Origin of the sequence: Streptococcus sp. CP1998 (assembly GCF_041026655.1) — a bacterium.
Lineage (GTDB): Bacteria > Bacillota > Bacilli > Lactobacillales > Streptococcaceae > Streptococcus > Streptococcus dentalis.
In genome coordinates, this window is sequence record NZ_CP163380.1 from 1659146 (window position 1) to 1683073 (window position 23928).

Sequence of the window (23928 nt, forward strand, 5' to 3'; positions counted from 1 at the left end):
CGAGCAAAGTCCCAAATGAAATGGAGTCGGTTAAATGACTTTTTGACCTTTCTTGTAGACATCTGTCACGAGATTTGTCGCAAAGAAATAGAAGAGATAATCTAGATTTGGTGCATCAAAGATGGTAATGTCAGCCTGTTTGCCAACATCGAAAGAGCCAATTGTTTTAGCACGATCAACTGAGTAGGCCGCATTGATGGTCACCGCATTGAGAATTTCTACTGGAGTTAGGCGCATCATGAAGCAACCCAGATGCATGGCAAACTGGAGATTGGCTGTCGGACAAGACCCTGGATTGCTGTCCGTTGTTAGGGTGATGGCCATGCCAGCATCCAACATCTTACGAGCCGGTGCATAGGTATCTTCCATGAGGCTGAAGGTTGTAGCTGGCAATAGATTTCCAATCACTTTTGCTGCAGCTAATTTTTGAATGCCTTCATCCGTAATCACCATCAAATGTTCTGCACTAGTTGATTCCAATTCAGCCGCCACGTCAACACCACCAATGGATTCGATTTCATCGGCATGAATCCGCAGTTTGAAACCCATCTCCTTAGCTTTAGAAAGAAGATAGCGGGATTCATCTGCTGTAAAGACACCTTTTTCACAGAAAATATCACAGAACTCAGCTAGCTTTTCTTCTTTCACTTTGGGAAGCATTTGCTCCACAATGAGATCTAAATATTCTTGGGAACGGCCCTTGTACTCTGTTGGGATCGCATGGGCTGCCATAAAGGTTGATACCAGATCAATTTCATGGTCACGGTCCAAGGCAGCTACTACATCCAACTGTCGTTTTTCCGTTTCCCAATCCAAACCATAGCCACTCTTGGCTTCAACTGTTGTCACCCCATGACGCAACATGTAATCCAACAGTCGTTTGGACTTGTCATAGAGAGTGTCAAAAGAAGCTTCCCGTGTTGCCCGAACCGTGCTCAGAATTCCACCGCCTTGAGCGAGGATATCTAAGTAAGAAACACCTGCTAATTTTTTAGCAAATTCATGTTCCCGACTGCCTCCATAGACTAAGTGGGTATGGCAATCAATCAGGCCAGGAGTCGCAACTTTTCCTTCACAGGATTTCACTTCCGTATGGTCATCAATCAGTTCAGGGGCTGGTTGACCTGTCCCAACTGCAAGAATCTTTCCATCTTTAATGGCGATATAAGCATCTGAAAGAATTTTTGCTTCTGCCATCTCTTTTCCATAGAGAGGATGGCCTAGATCATTCGGACAAAACAATTGGTTAAAGTGGGTTAATAGGATATCAGCAGACATATGAAACATTCCTTTCTATTTCCATTGTTATTCATTTTACAATTCTACAGGAAAAGCGTCAAAAAAAAGTCAAAAAGTTTTTCCCTCATTTTTTTTTGCTTTATTAAAAATTATATTTTTTTTTGACTCTTTATTGACGTTTCTTCGATACAATAAAGAAAATATAAATTCACAGTCCAACTATAAGGAGGGTTCTGCTATGTCATTTATAGACGAGAAAGAAATTGCAGCTGCTATGTCTGTCAAACTTGACTTTGATGTCCTACCTGAAAAGGCGACTTTTCAAGAAGGCATCCGTCGTGCACCTGATAGAGGCTTCCGCTTAACGCAAGCTCAGACTGAAATTGCCCTTAAAAATGCTTTGCGTTACATTCCTAAAAAATTCCACCAAGAGTTGATCCCAGAATTTCTGGAAGAACTAAAAACGCGCGGTCGGATCTATGGCTATCGCTTCCGTCCAAAAGATCGGATCTACGGAAAACCAATTGATGAGTACAAAGGAAAATGCACAGCTGCTAAGGCTATGCAGGTCATGATCGACAACAACTTGAGCTTTGAAATTGCTCTTTATCCATATGAATTGGTCACTTACGGAGAAACAGGTTCTGTCTGTGCTAACTGGATGCAATACAACTTGATCAAGAAATACTTGGAAGTCATGACAGAAGACCAAACCTTGGTCGTTGAATCGGGTCACCCTCTGGGTCTCTTCAAATCGAAACCAGAAGCTCCTCGTGTCGTCATTACTAACGGTCTCTTGATCGGTGAGTATGACAACATGCGCGACTGGGAAATTGCTGAAGAAATGGGAGTGACCAACTACGGTCAAATGACAGCTGGTGGCTGGATGTACATCGGTCCACAAGGGATCGTTCACGGTACCTTCAACACCCTTCTCAATGCCGGTCGTCTCAAACTCGGTGTGCCAGATGACGGCGACTTGACCGGTAAACTCTTCATTTCATCTGGTCTCGGTGGGATGAGCGGAGCTCAAGGGAAAGCAGCTGAAATAGCAAAAGCGGTGGCCATCGTTGCAGAAGTGGACTGCTCTCGGATCGAAACTCGTCACTCTCAAGGCTGGATTAGCCAAGTGACAGATAGTGCCGAAGAAGCTGTGAAATTGGCTCAAGCAGCACTGGAAGCTGGTGAATCAACTTCGATTGCCTACCATGGTAATATCGTAGACTTGCTCGAATATGTCAACGAACACCAAGTTCATGTTCACCTCTTGTCTGACCAAACCTCTTGCCACAACGTCTATGATGGTGGCTATTGCCCAGTTGGGATTAGCTTTGAAGAACGGACACGTTTGTTGGCAGAAGACAAAGAAACCTTCCATCGCTTGGTCGATGAAACCTTGGCGCGTCACTTCGCAGTGATCAAAGCCTTGACGGCTAAAGGTACCTACTTCTTCGACTACGGTAATGCCTTCATGAAATCTGTTTACGACTCAGGCATCAAGGAAATTTCTAAGAATGGCTTGGATGACAAAGACGGCTTCATTTGGCCATCTTATGTAGAAGATATCATGGGACCTATGCTCTTTGACTATGGATACGGTCCATTCCGTTGGGTCTGCCTCAGCGGTAAACATGAAGACTTGATTGCAACCGACCATGCAGCCATGGAAGCGATCGATCCAACTCGTCGCTACCAAGACCGCGACAACTACAACTGGATTCGCGATGCGGAAAAGAACCAACTGGTGGTTGGTACACAAGCTCGTATTCTCTATCAAGATTGCATGGGCCGTGTCAACATTGCTTTGAAATTCAATGAACTCATTCGCCAAGGTAAGATCGGACCGGTCATGATCGGACGTGACCACCACGACGTATCTGGTACAGATGCTCCATTCCGTGAAACCTCCAATATCAAGGATGGTTCGAACGTCACTTGCGATATGGCGGTTCAATGTTACGCTGGTAACGCTGCTCGCGGTATGAGTCTCGTTGCTCTCCACAACGGTGGTGGTACTGGTATCGGTAAAGCTATCAACGGTGGATTTGGGCTCGTCTTAGATGGTAGCCACCGGATCGATGAAATCATCAAGTCTGCCATTGCCTGGGACACTATGGGTGGGGTTGCTCGTCGGAATTGGGCACGGAATAACCATGCCATTGAAACAGCGATCGAGTACAACCGTCTCCATGCAGGAACAGACCATATCACCATTCCGTATCTGGCAGATGAAGATTTGGTCAAAGAAGCCGTTCAAAAATTGTTTTAACATCAAAAAATAAAAACTGAGAAAGGGGAGGAAAATGCAAAGACTCCTCCTCCCCAACTTCTCCTATAAAAAGAGGTAATCATATGGCAAAAATTGTTGAGTGTATTCCAAACTTCTCTGAAGGACGCAATCAGGCTGTGATCGACGGATTAGCAGCTACAGCAAAAAGTATTCCAGGTGTCACTTTACTAGACTACTCGTCTGATGCCAGCCACAACCGTAGCGTCTTTACACTCGTTGGGGATGAAGAAAGCATTCAAGAAGTGGCTTTCCAATTGGTGAAATACGCTTCTGAAAACATTGATATGACCAAGCACGAAGGCGAACACCCTCGTATGGGGGCAACAGACGTTTGTCCATTTGTTCCGGTTAAAGATATCACTACAGCTGAATGCGTTGAGATTGCTAATAAAGTGGCCGAACGCATCAATCGTGAATTAGGTATTCCAATCTTCCTTTATGAAGATGCTGCAACTCGCCCAGAACGGAAGAACTTGGCGAAAGTGCGTAAAGGACAATTTGAAGGAATGCCAGAAAAATTGTTGGAAGAAGACTGGAAGCCAGACTACGGTGAACGCAAGATTCACCCAACTGCGGGGGTTACAGCTGTCGGTGTCCGTATGCCACTCGTTGCTTTCAATATCAACCTTGACACAGACGACCTAGAGATTGCCAATAAAATTTCTAAAATCATTCGCGGATCAAGCGGTGGATACAAATACTGTAAAGCGATCGGTGTCATGCTAGAAGATCGCAACATCGCTCAAGTCTCCATCAACATGGTCAACTTGGAACAATTCCCATTGTATCGTGTCGTGGAAACCGTTCGTTTCGAAGCGCAACGCTATGGGGTTCGCATCATCGGAACAGAACTCATTGGACTGGCTCCTGCTAAGGCTTTGATCGACTCTGCTGAATACTACTTACAATTAGAAGACTTTGACTACAGCAAACAAGTCTTGGAAAATCACTTGTTGGGTTAGAAAGGGAGTTCTATGAAACTAGTTGACTTAAGTATTACGGAGTTTGCCAAGGTCCTTGGTTCGGATGCTCCAGCTCCAGGTGGTGGTTCTGTCGCCCTATCCGCGCGAATGGGATTTCCTTACAAAAATGGTCTGTGAACTGACCATTGGAAAGAAAAAATACGCTGAATTTGAAGACCACATCAAAGCAGTTCATGAAAAAAGCGCTCAACTCCAAGACCAATTACTAGAAGCCATCGACAAAGATACAGAAGCCTTCAACGTCGTATCAGCTGTCTTTGATCTTCCAAAAGAAACGGAAGAAGAGAAAGCTGCTCGTCGTGAAGCCATGCAAAAAGCTTTGAAACATGCGACAATATCTCCTTTCTCTATGATGGAGCTCATCGTTGAAGCTCTTGAAACCACCAAAGAAGCTGTTGGCAAGTCCAACACCAATGCGGCTAGTGACTTAGGGGTAGCTGCTCTGAATCTTAAAGCTGGCCTTCAAGGGGCTTGGCTCAATGTCCTGATCAACATTTCAGGAATCAAGGACCAAGACTTCGTCCAAGAATACCATAGCAAGGGACTCGAACTCCTCCAAACAGGCTCTGACCTTGCAGATAACATTTACCAAACTATTTTAGAAAGCCTATCATAAGCCTATCAATCAACTTTATAACTTCAATACTTACAAAGAAAGAAGGGATTCTATGGTTTTATCGGATATTGAAATTGCCAATTCTGTCCAAATGAAGCCCATCACGGAAATCGCTGCTGAACTTGGATTGACTGAAGACGACATTTCGCTCTACGGAAAATACAAGGCAAAAATCGATAGCAACCAACTGGAACAACTCAAGGATAAGGAAGATGGAAAGCTGATCCTCGTGACAGCCATCTCACCAACACCTGCTGGAGAAGGAAAGACTACCACCTCTGTTGGACTAGTGGATGCCCTCTCAGCTATTGGTGAGAAAGCGGTCATTGCCCTCCGCGAACCTTCACTTGGCCCTGTCTTTGGGATCAAGGGTGGAGCTGCCGGTGGTGGGTACGCCCAAGTGGTTCCAATGGAAGATATCAACCTTCACTTTACCGGAGACTTCCATGCCATTGGGATTGCCAACAACCTCCTTGCTGCCTTGATTGACAACCACATCCATCATGGCAATGAGTTGGGCATCGATTCTCGTCGCATCACTTGGAAACGGGTGGTCGACATGAACGACCGTCAGCTCCGTCATATTGTCGATGGCCTTCAAGGAAAAACAAACGGGGTTCCTCGTGAAGATGGCTTTGACATCACCGTGGCTTCTGAAATCATGGCCATTCTCTGTCTCTCAGAAAATATCCTTGACCTCAAAGAACGCCTTAATCGCATCATTATCGGGTACAACTACCAAGGACAACCGGTCACAGCCAAAGACCTCAAGGCTGGAGGTGCCATGGCAGCTGTCCTCAAAGATGCCATCCATCCAAACTTGGTACAAACCTTGGAGCATACTCCTGCCATCATCCACGGCGGACCATTTGCCAATATCGCCCACGGCTGTAACAGTGTGCTGGCTACTAAACTAGCCCTCAAATATGCAGACTATGTCGTGACAGAAGCTGGTTTTGGAGCAGACCTCGGTGCTGAAAAATTCATCGATATTAAGTGCCGCATGGCCGGGCTCAAACCTGCTGCCGTTGTCCTCGTCGCAACCATCCGTGCTCTCAAGATGCATGGTGGAGTTGCCAAAGCAGACTTGGCTACTGAAAATGTCCAAGCCGTTATCGATGGACTACCAAACCTAGACAAACACTTGGCCAACATCCAAGAAGTCTATGGTCTACCAGTGGTCGTTGCCATTAACAAATTCCCACTGGATACAGAAGCAGAGCTAGAAGCTGTCTATGAATCTTGTAAGAAACGCCATGTAGATGTGGTCATTTCAGATGTCTGGGCAAAAGGTGGAGCTGGTGGTCGTGACTTGGCTGAAAAAGTCATTCAACTGGCTCAAGAAGAAAACCACTTCTCTTATGTCTATGACGAAGAAGACAGCATTGAAACAAAATTGACCAAGATCGTCACAAAAGTCTATGGTGGTAAAGGCATCAGCTTAACACCAGCAGCCAAACGCGAACTCAAAGAATTAGAAGCTCTTGGCTTCTTGAACTACCCAATCTGTATGGCCAAAACCCAATATTCCTTCTCAGACGATGCGAAGAAAATGGGAGCACCAAAAGATTTCACAGTTAAAATCAGTAACCTTAAGGTGGCTGCCGGAGCTGGCTTCATCGTAGCTCTCACTGGTACCATTATGACCATGCCTGGCCTACCTAAAGTTCCTGCCAGTGAAAAGATTGATATCGATGCCCACGGCAATATCACTGGTCTCTTTTAAGAAAGAAGGCGTCCTATGGTGACTCTCCTTCATCTTACCCCCGCAGATTATCAAATTTCTACCTGGTCCGGTGGCCAAACCACCCAACTCTTTCTCTCCCCAGAGGGAGGAAGCTATCCAGATCGGACCTTTGACTTCCGCCTCTCTACTGCAACGGTAGAGGTTGAAAAAAGTAACTTTACCGATCTCACGGGCTACCACCGAATCTTGATGCCCTTGAATGCCTCCATTAGGCTCACCCATCACCATAAAGAAGTGGTTTTGAACCCCTTTCAAAGCTACTTCTTTGATGGGGGAGATCCTGTATCTAGCCAAGGGACTTGTCAAGACTTTAATTTGATTTACAACCCTTCTTATCAGGGGCATATGAGTGCTATATCCCCAAAAGAGAGTGTCAAAAGTCAGAGTCGCTATCAATTGATCTACGCTCTCTGTCCACTAACACTCGAATGGGGAAACAATCATTCTCAGACTCTCCAAACTCACGAGCTCCTGGTGATCGAACAAGCATCTCCTCTTCAAGAGATGACAATCACGTTTTTACCCCATCAGTCTGGGGAGCAACCGATTGCTATCTGGACTGGACTACAATAATGTTCACAAAGGAGAAACATTATGAACGGAGCACATAAACAGTCGATTGAGGAACAAGAAAAAGCGAAATTCAGCTTTAGCGGTGCCACTCTATACGGTATCAATGCCGTGATTGGGTCTGGTATCTTCCTCTTGCCCAAAAAGATATATTCTGGCCTAGGACCAGCTTCCCTGGCCGTCATGTTTGGAGTAGCTATTCTTGTCATGCTACTATCAGCCTGTCTGGCTGAAACGGCTGGCTACTTTGATAAAAACGGTGGAGCCATGCAATACTCAAAAGCAGCTTTCGGAGACTTTGTCGGCTTTAACGTCGGGATCCTCGGATGGGCCGTTACCGTTATCGCTTGGGCTGCTATGCTAGCTGGTTTTGCTAAGATCTTCATCATTACCTTCCCAGCATTCGAAGGCTACAACCTACAGATTAGTATCGTTATGTTGGTTCTCTTGAGTCTTATGAACATCGCCGGTCTGAAAACATCGAAAATGTTCACACTGACAGCTACTGTTGCAAAATTAATCCCAATTGTCCTCTTCTCACTCTTCGCCATCTTCTTTATTCCTGGTGGAGTAAGCAAGGGCAACTTCACACCTTTCCTTCAATTGGAAAGTGGATCAAATCTCTTTAGTGCTATTTCTAGTACCGCTGTTTACATCTTCTATGGATTTATCGGATTCGAAACCATGTCCATCGTTGCAGGGGAAATGCGTAACCCTGAAAAGAACGTTCCTCGTGCTATCTTGGGATCCATCAGTATCGTCTCAGTTCTCTACATGTTGATCATCGCTGGAACAATCGCTATGCTTGGTGGAGGCATTATGGGAACCGAGGCACCAGTACAAGACGCATTTGTTAAAATGATTGGCCCTATCGGTGCCCCTCTTGTCTCCTATGGTGCTCTCATTTCAATCGCCGGTCTCAACATCGGTGAATCCATTATGGTTCCTCGTTTCGGTGCTGCCCTAGCAGACGAAAAACTCTTGCCAGAAGGGCTTGGAAAAACAAACTCTAAGAATGCTCCTGTCATTGCCATTATCATTTCCGGTTTCTTTGCATTCTTACTCTTGTTATCTGGATCTTTCGAATCCTTAGCAACTTTCAGTGTTGTTTTCCGTTTCTTCCAATATATTCCGACTGCTTTGGCAGCGCTCAAACTCAGAAAAATGTACCCAGAGAAAAAGGTTACCTTCCGAGTGCCATTCGGTCCAGTTATCCCAATTTTGGCTGTTGTCATCAGTATCTTGATGATTGCAGGGGATAATCTAATGAACTTTGTATGGGGAGCTATCGGTCTAGTAATCGCTAGTGGACTTTACTTTGTTTTCCACGGTGACAAACTAGCTAAAAAATAAAACAGTCCTCACCAATTCTATTTACACATTAGATGGGAACTTAGGCAGGAGCAAAGCATTCCTTTGCTCCCTAGCCCATCTAAGAAGCCACGAATATCAAACCTGAGCTCTTTTCTCTAAGACTTCTTTCAATCCTTCTAAGAATCATAGACAATGGGCTCACGTTTGGTATTCAAACCGAAGTAAACAAATCTACTTCTACAGAACAATTCATAATCGGAGGTTTTATATGACTCAATTGATTCATTTAGATGGTAACAGCTTAACACTGGAAGAGGTCATCGCCGTCGCTCGGCACGGTGCCCAATGTGAGTTAGACGAAGCAGCCAAAGAAGCTGTTATCGCATCTCGTAAAATTGTTGATGATATCGTCCGTGAAAAACGTGTTGTCTATGGTGTGACCACTGGATTTGGCTCTCTCTGTAATGTCAGCATTTCTCCAGAAGATACTGTCCAACTGCAAGAAAACTTGATTCGTACCCACGCATCTGGTTTTGGTGATCCACTTCCAGAAGATGCCGTTCGTGCTATCATGCTCATCCGGATCAACTCGCTCTTAAAAGGCTATTCTGGCATTCGTCTGTCAACTGTTGAAAAACTATTAGAATTGCTTAACAAAGGAGTGACTCCTTATATTCCAGAAAAAGGATCACTCGGAGCTTCCGGAGACCTTGCCCCACTTTCTCATATGGTGCTCCCAATGTTGGGACTTGGACACGCCTACTACAAAGGTCAACTCTTGAGCGGTCAAGAAGCTCTCGACCAAGCTGGTATTGAAAAGATCCAATTGGCTGCCAAAGAAGGGCTTGCTTTGATCAATGGTACGACTGTCCTAACCGGTATCGGCGCTCTTGCGACTTATGATGGTATCCAATTGCTCAAACTGTCTGACATTGCCGGTGCTCTTTCAATGGAAGTCCACAATGGTATTACCAGCCCATTTGAAGAAGACCTTCATACTATCCGTCCTCAAAGTGGACAATTGGCAACCGCTCGTAATATCCGTAACCTCCTTGAAGGAAGCAAAAACACAACTGTTGCGACCCAACAACGGGTACAAGATCCTTATACACTCCGTTGTATTCCTCAAATCCATGGAGCCAGCAAAGACTCTATTGCTTATGTAAAAACAAAAGTTGAAATCGAAATCAACTCTGTGACAGATAACCCAATCATCACCAAGGAAGGACACGTCATTTCAGGAGGTAACTTCCACGGTGAACCAATGGCACAACCATTTGACTTCTTGGGTATTGCCCTTTCTGAGATCGGAAACGTATCTGAACGTCGGGTGGAACGCTTGGTCAACAGCCAGCTTAGTAAATTGCCATCCTTCTTGGTCAAACACCCTGGCCTCAACTCAGGCTTCATGATTACGCAGTATGCTTGTGCTTCTCTTGCATCTGAAAACAAAATCTTGTCTCACCCAGCCAGCGTTGACTCTATCCCATCTTGTGAAAACCAAGAAGACTTCGTCAGCATGGGAACTACTGCAGCTCGTAAAGCGGCTGAGATTCTTAAAAACTCACGTCGCATCGTTGCTACTGAAATCATGGCAGCTTGCCAAGCCTTGGATCTCAAGCCAGAAAATCATGAACTTGGTAAAGGTACAAAACCAGCTTATGAGCTGATTCGTCAAAAACTGAACTTCATTGAATTTGATAAAGATATCGAAATCTTTGAAGAACTCAATAAAGCATCTGCTGTTGTCGAAAGTGAAGAATTCTTAGCAACCATCGAAAAAGCAGTTGACTTAAGGATTCAATACTGATACAGTAAGGATAAAGCAAAAACAGAGGCTGGCGATCTTCTCAGCCTCTGCCTGCTTTCAGAAAAATAAGGGAGGCGACAAGCTTGCTCACAAACTACTATCCAATGACCTACAGCTACTACCAAGGTAGCATCGAGGACAATCCCTACACGGCCAAATGGGGAATGGTCACCAAATTTTTAGACCTAAACGACGAGACCCTCACTCCATTTGAGGGGATTACCTTTGGGATCATCGGCTTTAAGAGCGACAAAGGAGTCTATATCAACAATGGGCGTGTAGGAGCGGTCGAGGGTCCTACAGCCATCCGTTCTCAAATCGCTAAACTTCCATGGCACTGGGGAACCAATGTGACAGTGTATGATGTGGGAAATATTGACGGGCCTAACCATTCACTAGAAGAACTCCAAGAAAGTCTCTCACAAGCGATCCAGCGCATGTACCAATTAGGGATCCAACCCATTGTCCTAGGAGGCGGTCACGGAACTGCTTACGGCCACTATCTAGGGATTCAATCCAGTTTAGAAAAAGATGAACAACTGGCTGTGATCAATCTGGATGCCCACTTTGATTTGCGACCTTACGACCAAACCGGTCCCAATTCTGGAACAGGTTTTCGTCAAATGGCTGATCATGCGAAAGAAAAAGGTCAGGACTTCCCTTACCTCATCCTGGGGATCCAAGAGCACAATAATAACCTCTTCCTCTTTAATTACGTTGCTAAAACACCAAGTATTGATTTCTTAACCGGGCAAGACCTCTTCCAGATGAGCCACCAAGCCATTCTGGATCGAATCGATCAATTTTTAGAAAATCAAACCGCGATCTATCTGTCTATTGATATGGATTGCTTTGCGGTCGGCTCTGCTCCTGGTGTTAGCGCCATCCAATCACTTGGTGTCGATCCTAAACTAGCCCTCCTGCTTCTCCAACACATTGCTGCTAGTGGCAAACTAGTCGGATTTGATGTCGTGGAAGTTTCTCCTCCTCATGACATTGACAATCATACTTCAAATCTTGCTGCGACCTTTATCTTTTACTTGACCCAAATATTGGCGCAACAAAAACTGAACTAAGAAGATTTCTACACACGTAAAAAGCATAGAAACACTCATTGCTTGGGTATTTCTATGCTTTTTTCATTTTCAGCACAATGATCTTTGCCTGAAAGGAGGCATGGCCTCTTATCCTTCACTTATGATTTAGATAAGAGACACTACAGGTCTTTTAATTTCTTAAGAAACTGACGATCTCTGTAAGGATTCAAGTGTTGTTCTGCCACCTTCTTGTAGTAATTCTTATCTTCTTTCAAGAAGGTGCTCAGGGCAGGAGCTAGCTCTTCTCCCTTCTCCTTTTGATTAGATAAGAAAGCCAATAGATAATGAACCATCCCCTTATCCCGCGAATTGGCAGATGGATTCATCGTCCTTTCTTTTCGAGCCAGATAATCCGCAACCTTCTCCTGATCCCCTTGCTGACAAGCAATCAAAGATTGGTAAAATTCGAGCAATTCTTCCTTCCAAGGGAAACGAACACTGGACAAAATCTTCTGAGCTCTGTCAAAACAGAGGCGAGCTTGAATCAAATCTCCCTTCCAATAATAGGCGATCCCAAGATCAATATCAAAGACGACGCGGACGGAATCAACAGCTTGATCTCCCACCAAACGCAGAACCTCTTCTAAGTGGGTGACCGCTACTTGGAAATGCCCTCTCACTTGCTCGATTTCAGCGAGGTAGACCAAAGAAGCTGCAATTTGAATGGCATACTTGGCCTGCATGCTATTGGTCAAACTAAAGCAATCAATAGAGCGATACAGATGCCGGGTTGCCTGCTCCTCATCCCCAACCATCAGGTGATACAAGCCCTTCAAACGCAACTGGATCGCGATGACCTCATGATTATTAGCTTGGATGGCATCTTCTAAAGCTAAATCTGTATAATAGGCCATCTCAGAGATATTTTCCGTTTGAATGCAATAATAAATGATTTGCCGATAACCCTCTAAGAGGAAGTCGGATTGCTTGAGTTCCCGCGCATAGGAGATGACTTTTTGGATATCATGAATCCCCTTTTGATACTCCCCACTTCGAATAAAATAGCGACCTTCTAGGTACAAGTAACGCAGTTGTAAATGCTTGTATTCTCTATCTCTTTGGTGCCTTGAAAAGAGGTTATCTAATTCTTGGCGAATGCGGGATAGCTCTCCAAAAATGTCCAAATGGCTATTTGTACCATCTGATAGGAACCCCTCATCTACCTTGGAATAAATCGGAAACAGCTCATGCTCCAGCTGAAGGATTTCTTCTAAATAGGTCAACTCAAAAGATATGGAACGCAAAAGATTTTGGGATTGTTTGTATTGGTAGGCAATTTCCTTATAAAGAAGAAGGTCCGTCGAATCTTCTAAAGTTTCTTCCAATTTTTGCGCAATTTGTTGGTGGAAGAGCCGCCGTCTAGCTGGCGAAAGAAGATGGTAAAAGTACATGGCTACCAATTGCTTGCAGAATTGAACCATGAGAGCCTCTCCTTCTTCTACGATTGAGACGATCGCTCTTTCAGATAAAGGCTCGATTAATTCTGTCAAAACAGGAAGCTCTGTAGCCGTCAATTCTGCTAAGATAGACAGAGAAATTGGCTTATGAAAACAAGATAGGTAGTGTAGAAGAGCCTCTTCCTCACTGCTCATATCCCCAAGCTCCTGAGAAAGATAGGCTTGAATGATATCAGGCAAGGGTTCTAAATTTTCATTTTCTTTCCACTCTTCGATATAGCTGGACAGGAAGAACGGACTGCCTTCACTCCATTCGACCATCTGCTCCATCACGGCCGGCTCTATTGCTCCCAGTTCCCCTTTCAAGAGAGCACGACTTTCACTTGGTTCAAAATTGGTCAACTCTAGTTGAGATAAGCGTTTCTCTACCTTCAAGCCCCCCAAGAAGTTGTCGAAGAAATCTGGTAGGGGCTCTTCCGCTGTAAAAATTAGTTGCCATCTCTCCTGATTTCTTCGCTCTTCTAGTTGTTTCACTTTTTCTAGAGATACTGCATCGATCCACTGAGCATTTTCAAGAAGGATCAGAAGCGGTTTTTCTTTGCTAAGGCCTTGAAGCTGATTCCATACAGATGTGAGATCATCTCTCTCTTCTACAAGAGAAATCTCCATTTCTCCTTCCAGTGTCTCTAGAGCTTGTCTGAGATCATTCCAGGTGCTTCCTTCGTAGCTTTGACTAGTAGCTTTTCCTTCAACCTTGATAAAGTTAAAACTGCGATTGGACATCAAGACTAACTGACGCAATAGACGTTTTTTGCCTGTTCCAGATTGCCCCATCACAAGGAAGGGACCCACAGCCTTCCCTGTCTCTATCAATGAGAGGTATTCTTCTAGTTGGGACAGTTCTTGCTTGCGACCAAAGAAGGGAAGTTCTCGTACATTCACCCGATTGCTTTTTTTATGAGTATGTTTGGCTTCCAAAACAGAATGGTAGAGCTCTTCTATCGCTCGACTAGGGCGAACACTGAGCTCACGATCCAATAAATCGACCAACTTGTAATAGGTCTCAAAAAATTTTCCTAGCTGATGGTGAATCCTATAATACTCCATCAAGAGCTGATAGTTTTTCTCTTCAAATTCATCCAGCTCTACTAAATGGTGAAGTAAAGACTCTATACCAGGATCCCCAAAACCTTCTTGGTCAATCTTCTGATAACAGCCTTCGATATAGAGTTGCTTATAAGTGCTCTTTTTTCGAGTAGCCCATTGATCAAAATCTTCATCATCCTTAATATAGAAGCCTTCTAGAAACTCTCCCTGGTAAAGTTCTAAATTTCCTATTGGATCCCTTTCAAAAAGCTGAACATCCAAAGAAAGCCTCAAATCAGGATTCAGAGCCAAACTGCTCCTCGTCGGAGAGACGATCACATCTCCTTCAAAGATTTTATTGGCTTGATAAACGGTATTCCGTAAATTTTTCCGAGCTACTTGGTTTTCTTTATCTCCCCAAAGAATACCGGCTATTTCATCACGATTGACCTCACCCATTACAGCCAAGTAATAGAATAAAGCCTCCATCTTCGAGAAGGAAAAACGAATATCTTTCTGATTAAATACAACCTTAGGGGGTCCAAATAACTTCAAGGTGAGTTCTCTCTTCATTGCAAGCGCCTCCAAAATCTTCATATTAATACTATAAAAAAAGTTGTCTTTTAGCAAGCGATTGGCCCAAGAAAAAAGAGACTGAGAAGCATTTTTCTCAATCTCTACAATTCCTACTAAAAGTGTTGATTAAATCACTTCAAAATACGATTGATGATTAAACAAGGCCTTTGTGGCATGATGGACATGGTAAGCCACATCTTCATTGTTCATGGTATAAAGATGGACACCTGCCACATCTTGAGTAACCAAATCAACGATTTGATCGACTGCGTAAGCCAAACCGGCTGCTCGAAGGGATTCCGGATCATGCTCATACTTATCAAGGATGGCTTTAAACTTCCGTGGGATATGGACATTTTCACAAGTCTTCAACAAGCGAAGAGCCTGGTTTCTGTTAAGAATCGGCATCACCCCTGCATGAATGGGAACATCAATTCCCGCTAAGATACACTTATCTTGAAAATCGTAGAAACGCTCATTGTCAAAGAAAAGCTGAGTAACGAGGCTCGAACATCCAGCATCCACTTTCTTTTTCAGATTTTGAATATCTGAAATTTGATTTGGAGAATCTGGGTGCCCTTCTGGGTAACAAGCACCGATTACATCAAAATGAGGAGCTTCCTTTTTAATAAATTCAATCAAATCCGTTGCATAATGAAAGTCTTTCAGAGGTTCCACACCTGGAATAATATCTCCACGAAGGGCCAAGATCCGATGAACCCCTACTTGATCTAACTCATGGAGGGTATCTGCCACCTTTTCCTTAGTTAGATAGATGGCAGGCAAGTGGGCAATGGTCGGAATAGACAATTCATTCTGAATATGATCGGCTAAGGCAACCGTCGTCTCTTTGATATTGTATTTGTTATTGCTAGCGGTCACACTGATAAAGTGAGGGGCTAACTCCTGCATGTTTTCCAAGGCACGTAAGAGCTTGGCATTGCCTACTTCAGGATTTGGAGGAAAAACCTCAAAGGAGAGCGACGGTGTTTGCTTAGTCATCAAATGTATTCCTTTCTTGATTGAGCAATTCTTTCTTTGCTATCGAGCAAGCTTAGGACTTTCTACTTGTCTTATAGCGCTTTACGAGCAGCTTTTTTCTACAAGACGGATCAAGCTTTCTCTCGTTTCTTTGATACCACGTGTTTTTAAACCACAGTCAGGGTTAATCCATACTTTCTTGCTTGGTACTTTCGCAAGGATGGCTTCGATGGTGTGGTCGATTTCGCCTTCGTTAGGCACACGAGGTGAGTGGATATCGTAAACCCCAGGTCCAACTTCTGTTTGGAAGTTTTGAGCTTTCAGTTCATCCAAGATTTCAAGATTTGAACGGCTAGCCTCAAATGAGATCACGTCCGCATCCATGTTATCGATTGCTGGGATGATATCTGTAAATTCTGAGTAACACATGTGAGTGTGGATTTGTGTGTCTGGTGCCACTGTTGAGTGTACCAAACGGAAGGCTGGAATAGCCCAGTCAAGGTAGTCTTCGTACCAGTCGCTGCGACGGAGTGGCAATTTTTCACGAAGAGCGACCTCGTCGATTTGGATAATCTTCACGCCTGCAACTTCAAGGTCAAGAACTTCATCCTTGATGGCAAGAGCGATTTGAAGAGTCGAATCCTTGATAGAGATGTCTTCACGCGGGAATGACCAGTTGAGGATGGTAACAGGTCCAGTCAACATCCCTTTAACAGGTTTGTTGGTGCGGCTTTGAGCATAGCTAGACCATTTTACAGTAATTGGGTTGAGACGAGTGACATCACCCCAGATGATTGGTGGTTTCACCCCACGCATCCCGTATGATTGTACCCAACCGTTCTTAGAGAAGAGGTAACCGGACAAGTTTTGACCGAAGTACTCCACCATGTCGTTCCGTTCAAATTCACCGTGTACAAGCACGTCAAATCCAACTTCTTCTTGCCATTTGATCCATTCATCGATCGTTTCAGCAAGGAATGCATCGTATTCTTCTTGTGACAATTCACCCTTTCGGAAGGCCAAACGTTTGGCACGAACTTCCTTGGTTTGAGGGAAGGAACCGATGGTTGTTGTTGGAAGAGCTGGAAGTTTGAAGGCTTCTTCTTGGATGGCTTCACGTTCTGCAAAGGCTGGCAAACGAGTGTAATCTGCATCTGTCAATCCAGCGATACGCGCACGGAGTTCAGCATTTGCTCCGACACGTTCTGTCGCAAAGAGTTCTTTGTTAGCTGCAAGAGCTTCTTCACCTTGACCGTTGCGGATAGCATCCAAGTCTCGGAGTTCTTCCAATTTTTCAACTGCAAAGGCAAAGTGGTTCAAGATAGCTGGCTCAAAGTCTTCGTTAGCAGTTGTAAATGGCACATGAAGCAGTGAGCAAGAAGTTGTCAAGACGATGTTTTCAGCTGGAACTTGTTTCAAAATTTCCAAGCTTGCTTCGTAGTTGTTACGCCAGATGTTCTTACCATTAACAATCCCTGCATAAAGAGTCTTATCAGCTGGGAAGCCACCTTTAACGAGTTCAAGAGTTTTCTTACCTTCAACGAAGTCAAGACCGATTGCATCTACTGGCAATTTCACAAGGTCAGCGTAGATGTCACGCACATCACCAAAGTAAGTTTGGATCAAGACTTCAAGACCTTTTTTGTCAGCCAAGAGTTTGTTGTAGAGGTTCAAGAAGAGGGCTTTTCCTTCAGCTGTCAAGTCTTTGACAAGAGCTGCTTCATCCAGTTGGATACGAGTCGCACCAAGCTCTGCCAATTTAGCAAAAACATCTTGGTAAGCCGCCACTAAGCTATCTACGAAGTCTTCTGCTTTCACACCTTCTTCAAAGTCTGACAATTGAAGGAAAGTGAATGGTCCAACCACAACTGGGCGAGTGTTCAGACCCAATTCTTTTGCTTCTTGGTACTCATCAAAAATCTTGTGACCAGCCAATTTGACTTCTGTTGTTTTTTCAAATTTTGGAACGATATAGTGGTAGTTGGTGTTGAACCATTTCTTCATTGGAAGAGCACGCACATCCCCTTTTTCACCTTGGTAACCACGCGCTAAAGCGAAGTAGCGTTCAAGATCTGTCAATTCTAAGTTTTTCACAGACTCAGGAACCACGTTGAAAAGAAAGGCTGCATCTAGGAAGTTGTCATAATGTGAAAAATCATTTGATGGGATTTCAGTGATCCCTTTTTCTTTGACAATATTCCAGTGTTTAGCACGCAATTCTTTTGCAGCATCCAACAAATCTTCAGCTGTAATTTCATTTCTAAAGTATTTTTCAGTTGTAAATTTTAATTCACGGAATTCACCCAAACGAGGGAAACCGATAATTGTAGTTGACATGTTGTGTCCTCCAAAAATTCTAATTGACACTATCATATCAGAAGATGGCCGTCTTGTATAATTGCTTTTACACGAATTTTGGTATAGTCAAAAACTATAACACAGATTTAATGGGCCTTAAGAGCAAAGAATAAAAGCAAAAACTAGGACTTCTTATAAATAATTCCTATATCCCATGCGTCACCGAACCATTTTCGAGCGGATTTTGAGCGGATTGCGCTAGAAGGACAGCCTCTAAAAAAATAAAGCAGGCCTTCCCTATTGAGAAAGACCTGCTTCTAGAGGCTGAGACAAAAGTCCTAGCCTCTCAATTGTCTTTGAATTGTCGAGCAAGACGCAGTGGTTGAGTGGGCTCTACTACGCTGATTACATCAGCTTTTACAGCCCTACTCAACTGTGCGGAGGTGGGACGACGAAATCGAATTCTAACGAATGACCGATTTCTGTCCCACTCTCTTTTCTTACCTTCATTAGGCCAACTTGACACAGAAGGCATCCCAAGGGGCTAATTTACCGGATTCAAGCACTTGCTCCACCTTGGTATTGGAAATGATGACCTTCTCAACTCCATTAACCAGCGGTAACTCTTGCTCTTGGCTTGAAAGATTGACAACAACTAAATAGACTTGCTCCCCTTCTACCCGCTTATAGGCAAAGACCTTGTCTGCTGCGTCCACCAATTCATAATGAGCCGTTACAAGCCAAGGGTGCTCTTTTCGTAGGGCAATGAGAGCTTGGTAAGTATAGAATATAGAGTCTGGATCTGCCAGGGCAGCCTCTACATTGATCTCTTTGTAGTTTGGGTTGACCGCAAGCCATGGACGACCTATCGTAAAGCCAGCTTCTGCTTCATGATTCCACTGCATCGGTGTCCGTGCATTGTCCCGACCAATATGGCGGATTTGATCCATGATCACTTCAAGCGGTAGGCCTTTTTCTAAGGCTTCATGGGCATAGTTGATTGACTCGATATCTTCTATGTCCTCAAGGGTCTTAAATGGATAATTGGTCATCCCAATTTCTTCGCCTTGATAGATATAAGGAGTTCCCTTCATCAAGTGAAGCAGAATGGCCAAAGCCTTGGCAGATTTGACCCGATAGTCGCCATCATCCCCCCAAGTGGACACAATCCGTGGGAGATCATGGTTGTTCCAAAAGAGCGAATTCCAGCCTTCTTCTGTCCCCAATTCTGTCTGCCACTTAGTGAAAATTTCCTTCAATTTAGGCACATCCAATTCCTTGGCGTAGTTCCATTTTGGTTGACCTGGTTGGTATTGAAGACCGATGTGTTCAAATTGGAAAACCATAGACAATTCTTGATTTTTTGGATTGGAATATTGCTTAGCAATCTCTGGAGTCGCTCCCCAAGTTTCTCCCACGGTGAGCAGATCCTTATCGCCAAAGGTAGCTTGATTCATTTCCTTCAAATAAGGATGGAGCATGGGACCATTGCTGATGATTTCCTGATCTGGGATCTTACCGATCATATCGATGACATCCATACGGAAGCCACCAATGCCCTTGTCAATCCAGAAATTCATCATGTCATAAATCTGATGACGAAGCTCCTCGTTTTCCCAGTTAAGGTCTGGTTGCTTCTTACTAAAGTTATGCAAATAGTATTGGCCTGATGCTTCATCAAATTCCCAAGCAGAGCCACTAAAAGCAGAAATAATGCCATTGGGCTTATCGCGCCAAATATAGAAATCCCGCTTTGGACTATCTGGATTTTCACGTGCTTCGATAAACCAAGCATGCTCATCAGAGGTATGGTTGACCACCAAGTCCATGATGATTTTGATCTTGCGCTTATGGCCTTCTGCGATCAATTCTTCCATATCTTCCATCGTCCCAAAAATGGAGGCAATATCCTCGTAATCTGAGATGTCATAGCCATTATCATCCATGGGACTCTTGTAGACTGGTGAGAGCCAGATCGCTGTAATCCCTAATTTTTCCAAGTAGTCTAGCTTGCTCGTGATCCCCTTAAGATCACCGATGCCATCGCCATTACTATCCTTGAAACTCTTTGGATAAACTTGGTAAATTACGGCATTATGCCACCATTTTTGTTCCATTTTTTCTTCTCCTTTATGATTGTGAAATCACTTTCATCTTACAAAAATAGGGGTGAAATTGCAAGAATTTACAAGTCTTCATTCTCTTCACTAGAATAAACCACTTCAAAGAGACGTTGACGCAAACCTTCCTCTAAAGGTGTGATGATCTTCATCAACTGTTTCAAATCCTTGGCTGTTGAACAAGCCACAAATAATTCATTCTTCCTATCGTAGGCCAGGTTGGCAGATTTCAAGAGCTCAAACATCCGATCTTCTTTGGCAGTAGGACGCGATTGCAACACACCCATCGCAATCTCCTGACTGTGATTGTCCACTAAGATAGGGGCTGTCTCAAAGGTATGGAGGAAGAATCGGTGCTGTCTCTTTTCAGGAAGCAGCGTTAGATCACCTGTTAAATCCAGCCTAATCTTTCTTTCATCCCAATTGACAGTTAGGCGGGTTTCAACCCGGTTATCTCCTTCTCCTTCAACGAGTACGAAGGAACGATTGTCACCTGGGAAAAGATGCCAGTCCAGCATTTCTGGAAGCTCTACCCCTGTCTGCGGTTGTGCATCCATAGGGATGATGGCTCCTGCACGCGCAAAGACCGGAATATCCTGGCTAGCTCTAAAAACTGTGAGTTTGCCTTTTCCTTCGTACTTCCAATCATGGAAGAAATCATACCATACTCCGTCTGGGAACCAAACACTCACAGAAGCACTATGATAGACAGGATCCAGATTCTCTGTAATTGGCGCCACCATGAGTTCACTGCCAAAGAAATATTGATTTTTAGCCTCATAAGCCTCTTCTTGGTTTGGATAATGGTAATAAAGGGGTTGAACCAAAGGCAATCCTTCTTCATGCGTCGCCACATTCATGGTGTAAAGATAAGGTAGTAAGCTGTGGCGCAGGCGCAAATACCGCTTCATCCAGCGACAGGTCTCAGGCGAGTAAAACCACGGTTCCTTGCTGTTAAAGGCATTACAAGAACTATGGAGACGATTGATCGGGCTGAAGACCCCAAACTGCAACCAGCGAAGAGCCAAGTCTTCATCATAGTAACCCCGCATATGGCCACCAATATCGTGACTCCACCACGTGTAGCCGATATTTGAAGCTGTGCTGGTAAAATAGGGTTGAAAGGCTAGGGATTCCCAAGTCACAATGGTATCCCCTGAAAAACCGATTGGATACCGGTGGCTTCCAGGTCCCCCATAACGTGATAAGATGAGACCAGCTTGACCTGTTCGACAATTGTCTAGATAATGATAGTGATTTAACAACCAAAGTGGATCCATCTTGCCATGACTTCCCTGTTGCCAATCAATCCACCAAAAGTCCACTCCTTGATCTTCTAAGGGATGGTGGACATCTTCGAAATAGGCTTCACGAAAGGCTGGACTATAAAAGTCAAAGCTGGCTACTTCTTCCTTTTCAGTATCGAGTCCCAAGCGATTTGCGACCATGGGATAAGCATCCTCAAAGGCTCGAATTCCGTCTGCCGGATGAATATTCAAGGTCACCTTTAAACCACGCTTATGCAAACCATGTAAGAAGGCAGCTGGATCAGGAATCAAGTCCCGGTTCCAACTATAGCCCGTCCAACCACTTCCAAAGCGAGCAGGAATCGCCGTCTTGTGCCAGTCCATATCGATCACGCTGACAGCCAAAGGCACCCCTTCAGCTTTGAAACGATCCATTAAATCTGTGTACTCCTGACTGGTATAAGGCCAATACCGACTCCACCAGTTTCCCAGAGCATATCGTGGCAAGAGAGGGGTCTGTCCCGTCAGATGGTAAAAATCTTTCAAGGCCCCTAGATAATCGCGCCCATAACCGAAGAAATACAAATCCACTTCTGGACATGGCCGTGCTCTAAATCCGCTTTCAACATCATACAAATAAGAAGCAGAATCGTCTAAAAGAGCATAGCCTGCTTTGCTTAAGATCCCATCTTCCAACTCCATAGCTCCATCGACCTCATCGAGCGTCCGACTGGTCCCCTTTAAGGTCTCAGGCCGATCCCCATAGTGCCATCGGCTACCATAGACTGCATACTGGCCCTTGAGTTCGATAAAAAGCCGATCCGGTGCAAAAGGTCCCTTTTCAAAATGAAGGTGGAGATGCTCCGTATGCAGATCGAGGATCTCTTCGGTCTCTGTGATCTCACAAGAAACTGGTCCAAAGTCTCGATCTTGCACAACTTGCGTCTGTCCATCTTCAAAAACACCATTCTCTGAATATTCCAAGCGCACCAAAGATTCCGTTAACACGGAGATTCGGTAGTGCTCTCCACCTATCACTGGCCCTGCCATTTGTTTTTCCTCCTATTTTTATGGGGCATCTGACTGCCCGCTTTTTATCTGCTTCGCCTTGCTGTGTAAGCGTTTACGATTTTACTATAGCACTCAAAAAAAGGCCTGTCAACACCTGACAGAGCCTTTCCTAAAATTTTATAAGATCAACTTCCCCAATGGATCAAGAGATTCTTGACGCCCTTCAGAACAGACGTTAGGTGAAATTATCCAGTGGATGATTTCAGCAATCCAGGAAGTTCCATGACTAAATCAAGATACAAAGGGCGTCTGCGGATAAAGTCAAAATAGGGAGCAGGACAGAAGCACTGTTGTATAGGATCGCTTCGTTGTCCTGCCCCCACAAGGCTGATTAGGATTCTTCTGAGCTAAAAGGTGAGAGAAGAATTCAATCAGCCACTGTGTCTTGGATTTAGTACTAATGTATTTTGCGCTTTTGACACGATCCGCAGCCCGTGTTCAATTAGTTTTAAGCCACTTCGCTTTTTAATTTATAGTCTTAAAACTCCCGAGTGTTTGAAACAATCATGTTTCAAACACTTTTCTCACAGCGGAAAGTTTCAGTATACTCTTGATTCATTATAAAAATAAAAATCATTATTCTGCAGAATCACTTAGAGGCTGGGACAAAAGTCCTAGCCTCTCAATTGTCTTTGGATTGTCGAGCAAGACGCAGTGGTTGAGTGGGCTCTACTACGTTGATTTCATCAGCTTTTACAGCCCTACTCAACTGTGCGGAGGTGGGACGACGAAATCGAATTCTAACGAATTATCGATTTCTGTCCCACTCTCATCAACATTCTGAAACAACCTTTCAGCCGTTTTCTCTACACTATTAGTCTAACAAATCTTGGATTCTATCCAGATACTGATTATCCGTCACTGCCATCACGCGCACGCCTTCTGGCCAGATAAAGGCGGGACTAATCTGAATCTGAAGCGGTTGGTCTTCCGCATTTCGATAACCAATAATATTGAGATGGTACTCCTCTCTGACTGCCAAGTCTTGAAGGCTTTTCCCTACCCAGCTAGCTGGGACTGTAAACTCAGCTACCACCACTTCTTCATCCAACTGAAAGACTTCAATCCCATGTTGGAAGAGAATCATCTTAGCTAGGGACATCCCTGCTTCTACCTCTGGTAGGATGACCAAATCAGCCCCAATTTTCTCAAGAACTTCCTTGGTCACTTCATTCTTGACCTTGGCAATGACGTGCTCAACACCAAGGGCCTTACAGTGCATGACAGCCAGCACGCTGGACTCCAGGTTTTCCCCCGTCGCGATAACGACCGTGTCACAATTCCCAATATCTGCCGCATCCAAGAGATCCAAGTCTGTAATGTCTCCAACAATTCCAGTTGTAATCATGGATTCATACTGGTTGATCACATCTGCGTGATCGTCAATTGCAATAATATCCACATCCTGGTCCTGCAGCGTTTTCAGAACACTCTGTCCAAAAATTCCTAATCCTAAAATTCCAATGGTTCGATTCGCCATGAGTTT

14 protein-coding genes and 1 pseudogene are annotated in these 23928 nt (G+C 44.3%); 8 read left to right on the forward strand and 7 right to left on the reverse strand.

Annotated features, from left to right (window positions below):
- Nucleotides 1-30: 30 nt before the first annotated feature.
- Complete coding sequence (gene hutI / locus AB4X21_RS08420) at nt 31-1278, reverse strand: imidazolonepropionase (protein ID WP_003005019.1); 1248 nt, start codon at nt 1276-1278, stop codon at nt 31-33.
- A 199-nt stretch (nt 1279-1477) separates the two neighbouring features.
- On the opposite strand from hutI, the gene AB4X21_RS08425 reads away from it, so the two are divergent.
- The 8 genes and pseudogenes from AB4X21_RS08425 to hutG all read left to right on the forward strand — a co-directional run bounded on the left by AB4X21_RS08425 (nt 1478) and on the right by hutG (nt 11645).
- A complete protein-coding gene (locus AB4X21_RS08425) occupies nt 1478-3508 on the forward strand; it encodes a urocanate hydratase (protein WP_369087802.1) in 2031 nt (676 codons plus the stop codon).
- A gap of 83 nt (nt 3509-3591) precedes the next feature.
- Complete coding sequence (gene ftcD, locus AB4X21_RS08430; protein ID WP_003008641.1) at nt 3592-4491, forward strand: glutamate formimidoyltransferase; 900 nt, start codon at nt 3592-3594, stop codon at nt 4489-4491.
- A 12-nt stretch (nt 4492-4503) separates the two neighbouring features.
- Nucleotides 4504-5128, forward strand: a pseudogene (locus AB4X21_RS08435) (cyclodeaminase/cyclohydrolase family protein).
- A gap of 52 nt (nt 5129-5180) precedes the next feature.
- A complete protein-coding gene (locus AB4X21_RS08440) occupies nt 5181-6854 on the forward strand; it encodes a formate--tetrahydrofolate ligase (protein ID WP_369087803.1) in 1674 nt (557 codons plus the stop codon).
- Nucleotides 6855-6869: 15 nt separating this feature from the next.
- Complete coding sequence (locus AB4X21_RS08445) at nt 6870-7448, forward strand: HutD family protein (RefSeq protein ID WP_320911202.1); 579 nt, start codon at nt 6870-6872, stop codon at nt 7446-7448.
- Nucleotides 7449-7469: 21 nt separating this feature from the next.
- Nucleotides 7470-8798, forward strand: coding sequence for an APC family permease (locus tag AB4X21_RS08450; RefSeq protein WP_369087804.1), 1329 nt, complete (start codon nt 7470-7472; stop codon nt 8796-8798).
- A gap of 229 nt (nt 8799-9027) precedes the next feature.
- Nucleotides 9028-10569, forward strand: a complete 1542-nt coding sequence (gene hutH, locus AB4X21_RS08455) for a histidine ammonia-lyase (protein WP_369087805.1) — start codon at nt 9028-9030, stop codon at nt 10567-10569.
- Between the two features lie 83 nt (nt 10570-10652).
- Complete coding sequence (gene hutG, locus AB4X21_RS08460) at nt 10653-11645, forward strand: formimidoylglutamase (RefSeq protein ID WP_369087806.1); 993 nt, start codon at nt 10653-10655, stop codon at nt 11643-11645.
- 140 nt (nt 11646-11785) lie between these two features.
- Here the strand turns inward: hutG and AB4X21_RS08465 are convergent, their stop codons facing one another.
- The 6 genes from AB4X21_RS08465 to AB4X21_RS08490 form a co-directional block, all read right to left on the reverse strand.
- Nucleotides 11786-14722, reverse strand: coding sequence for an AAA family ATPase (locus AB4X21_RS08465; protein WP_369087807.1), 2937 nt, complete (start codon nt 14720-14722; stop codon nt 11786-11788).
- 129 nt (nt 14723-14851) lie between these two features.
- Nucleotides 14852-15727 carry a methylenetetrahydrofolate reductase [NAD(P)H] gene (gene metF / locus AB4X21_RS08470; RefSeq protein WP_369087808.1) on the reverse strand — a complete coding sequence of 292 codons (876 nt, stop codon included), beginning with the start codon at nt 15725-15727 and terminating at the stop codon, nt 14852-14854.
- An 81-nt stretch (nt 15728-15808) separates the two neighbouring features.
- On the reverse strand, nt 15809-18043 hold the full coding sequence (gene metE, locus AB4X21_RS08475; RefSeq protein ID WP_369087809.1) for a 5-methyltetrahydropteroyltriglutamate--homocysteine S-methyltransferase: 2235 nt from the start codon (nt 18041-18043) through the stop codon (nt 15809-15811).
- Nucleotides 18044-18513: 470 nt separating this feature from the next.
- A complete protein-coding gene (locus tag AB4X21_RS08480; RefSeq protein WP_369087810.1) occupies nt 18514-20121 on the reverse strand; it encodes an alpha-glucosidase in 1608 nt (535 codons plus the stop codon).
- 68 nt (nt 20122-20189) lie between these two features.
- Entirely contained in the window at nt 20190-22421 is a 2232-nt protein-coding gene (locus AB4X21_RS08485) for a TIM-barrel domain-containing protein (protein ID WP_369087811.1), read from the reverse strand.
- 835 nt (nt 22422-23256) lie between these two features.
- On the reverse strand, nt 23257-23922 hold the full coding sequence (locus AB4X21_RS08490) for a TrkA family potassium uptake protein (RefSeq protein WP_369087812.1): 666 nt from the start codon (nt 23920-23922) through the stop codon (nt 23257-23259).
- Nucleotides 23923-23928: the final 6 nt, after the last annotated feature.

Coding starts and splice junctions, on each gene's coding strand:
- hutI (WP_003005019.1), bottom strand. CDS start 1,278: ATGTCTGCTGATATCCTATTAACCCACTTTAACCAATTGTTTTGTCCG.
- AB4X21_RS08465 (WP_369087807.1), bottom strand. CDS start 14,722: ATGAAGAGAGAACTCACCTTGAAGTTATTTGGACCCCCTAAGGTTGTA.
- AB4X21_RS08490 (WP_369087812.1), bottom strand. CDS start 23,922: ATGGCGAATCGAACCATTGGAATTTTAGGATTAGGAATTTTTGGACAG.
- ftcD (WP_003008641.1), top strand. CDS start 3,592: ATGGCAAAAATTGTTGAGTGTATTCCAAACTTCTCTGAAGGACGCAAT.
- AB4X21_RS08445 (WP_320911202.1), top strand. CDS start 6,870: ATGGTGACTCTCCTTCATCTTACCCCCGCAGATTATCAAATTTCTACC.
- metF (WP_369087808.1), bottom strand. CDS start 15,727: ATGACTAAGCAAACACCGTCGCTCTCCTTTGAGGTTTTTCCTCCAAAT.
- AB4X21_RS08450 (WP_369087804.1), top strand. CDS start 7,470: ATGAACGGAGCACATAAACAGTCGATTGAGGAACAAGAAAAAGCGAAA.
- AB4X21_RS08440 (WP_369087803.1), top strand. CDS start 5,181: ATGGTTTTATCGGATATTGAAATTGCCAATTCTGTCCAAATGAAGCCC.
- metE (WP_369087809.1), bottom strand. CDS start 18,043: ATGTCAACTACAATTATCGGTTTCCCTCGTTTGGGTGAATTCCGTGAA.
- AB4X21_RS08485 (WP_369087811.1), bottom strand. CDS start 22,421: ATGGCAGGGCCAGTGATAGGTGGAGAGCACTACCGAATCTCCGTGTTA.
- hutH (WP_369087805.1), top strand. CDS start 9,028: ATGACTCAATTGATTCATTTAGATGGTAACAGCTTAACACTGGAAGAG.
- AB4X21_RS08425 (WP_369087802.1), top strand. CDS start 1,478: ATGTCATTTATAGACGAGAAAGAAATTGCAGCTGCTATGTCTGTCAAA.
- AB4X21_RS08480 (WP_369087810.1), bottom strand. CDS start 20,121: ATGGAACAAAAATGGTGGCATAATGCCGTAATTTACCAAGTTTATCCA.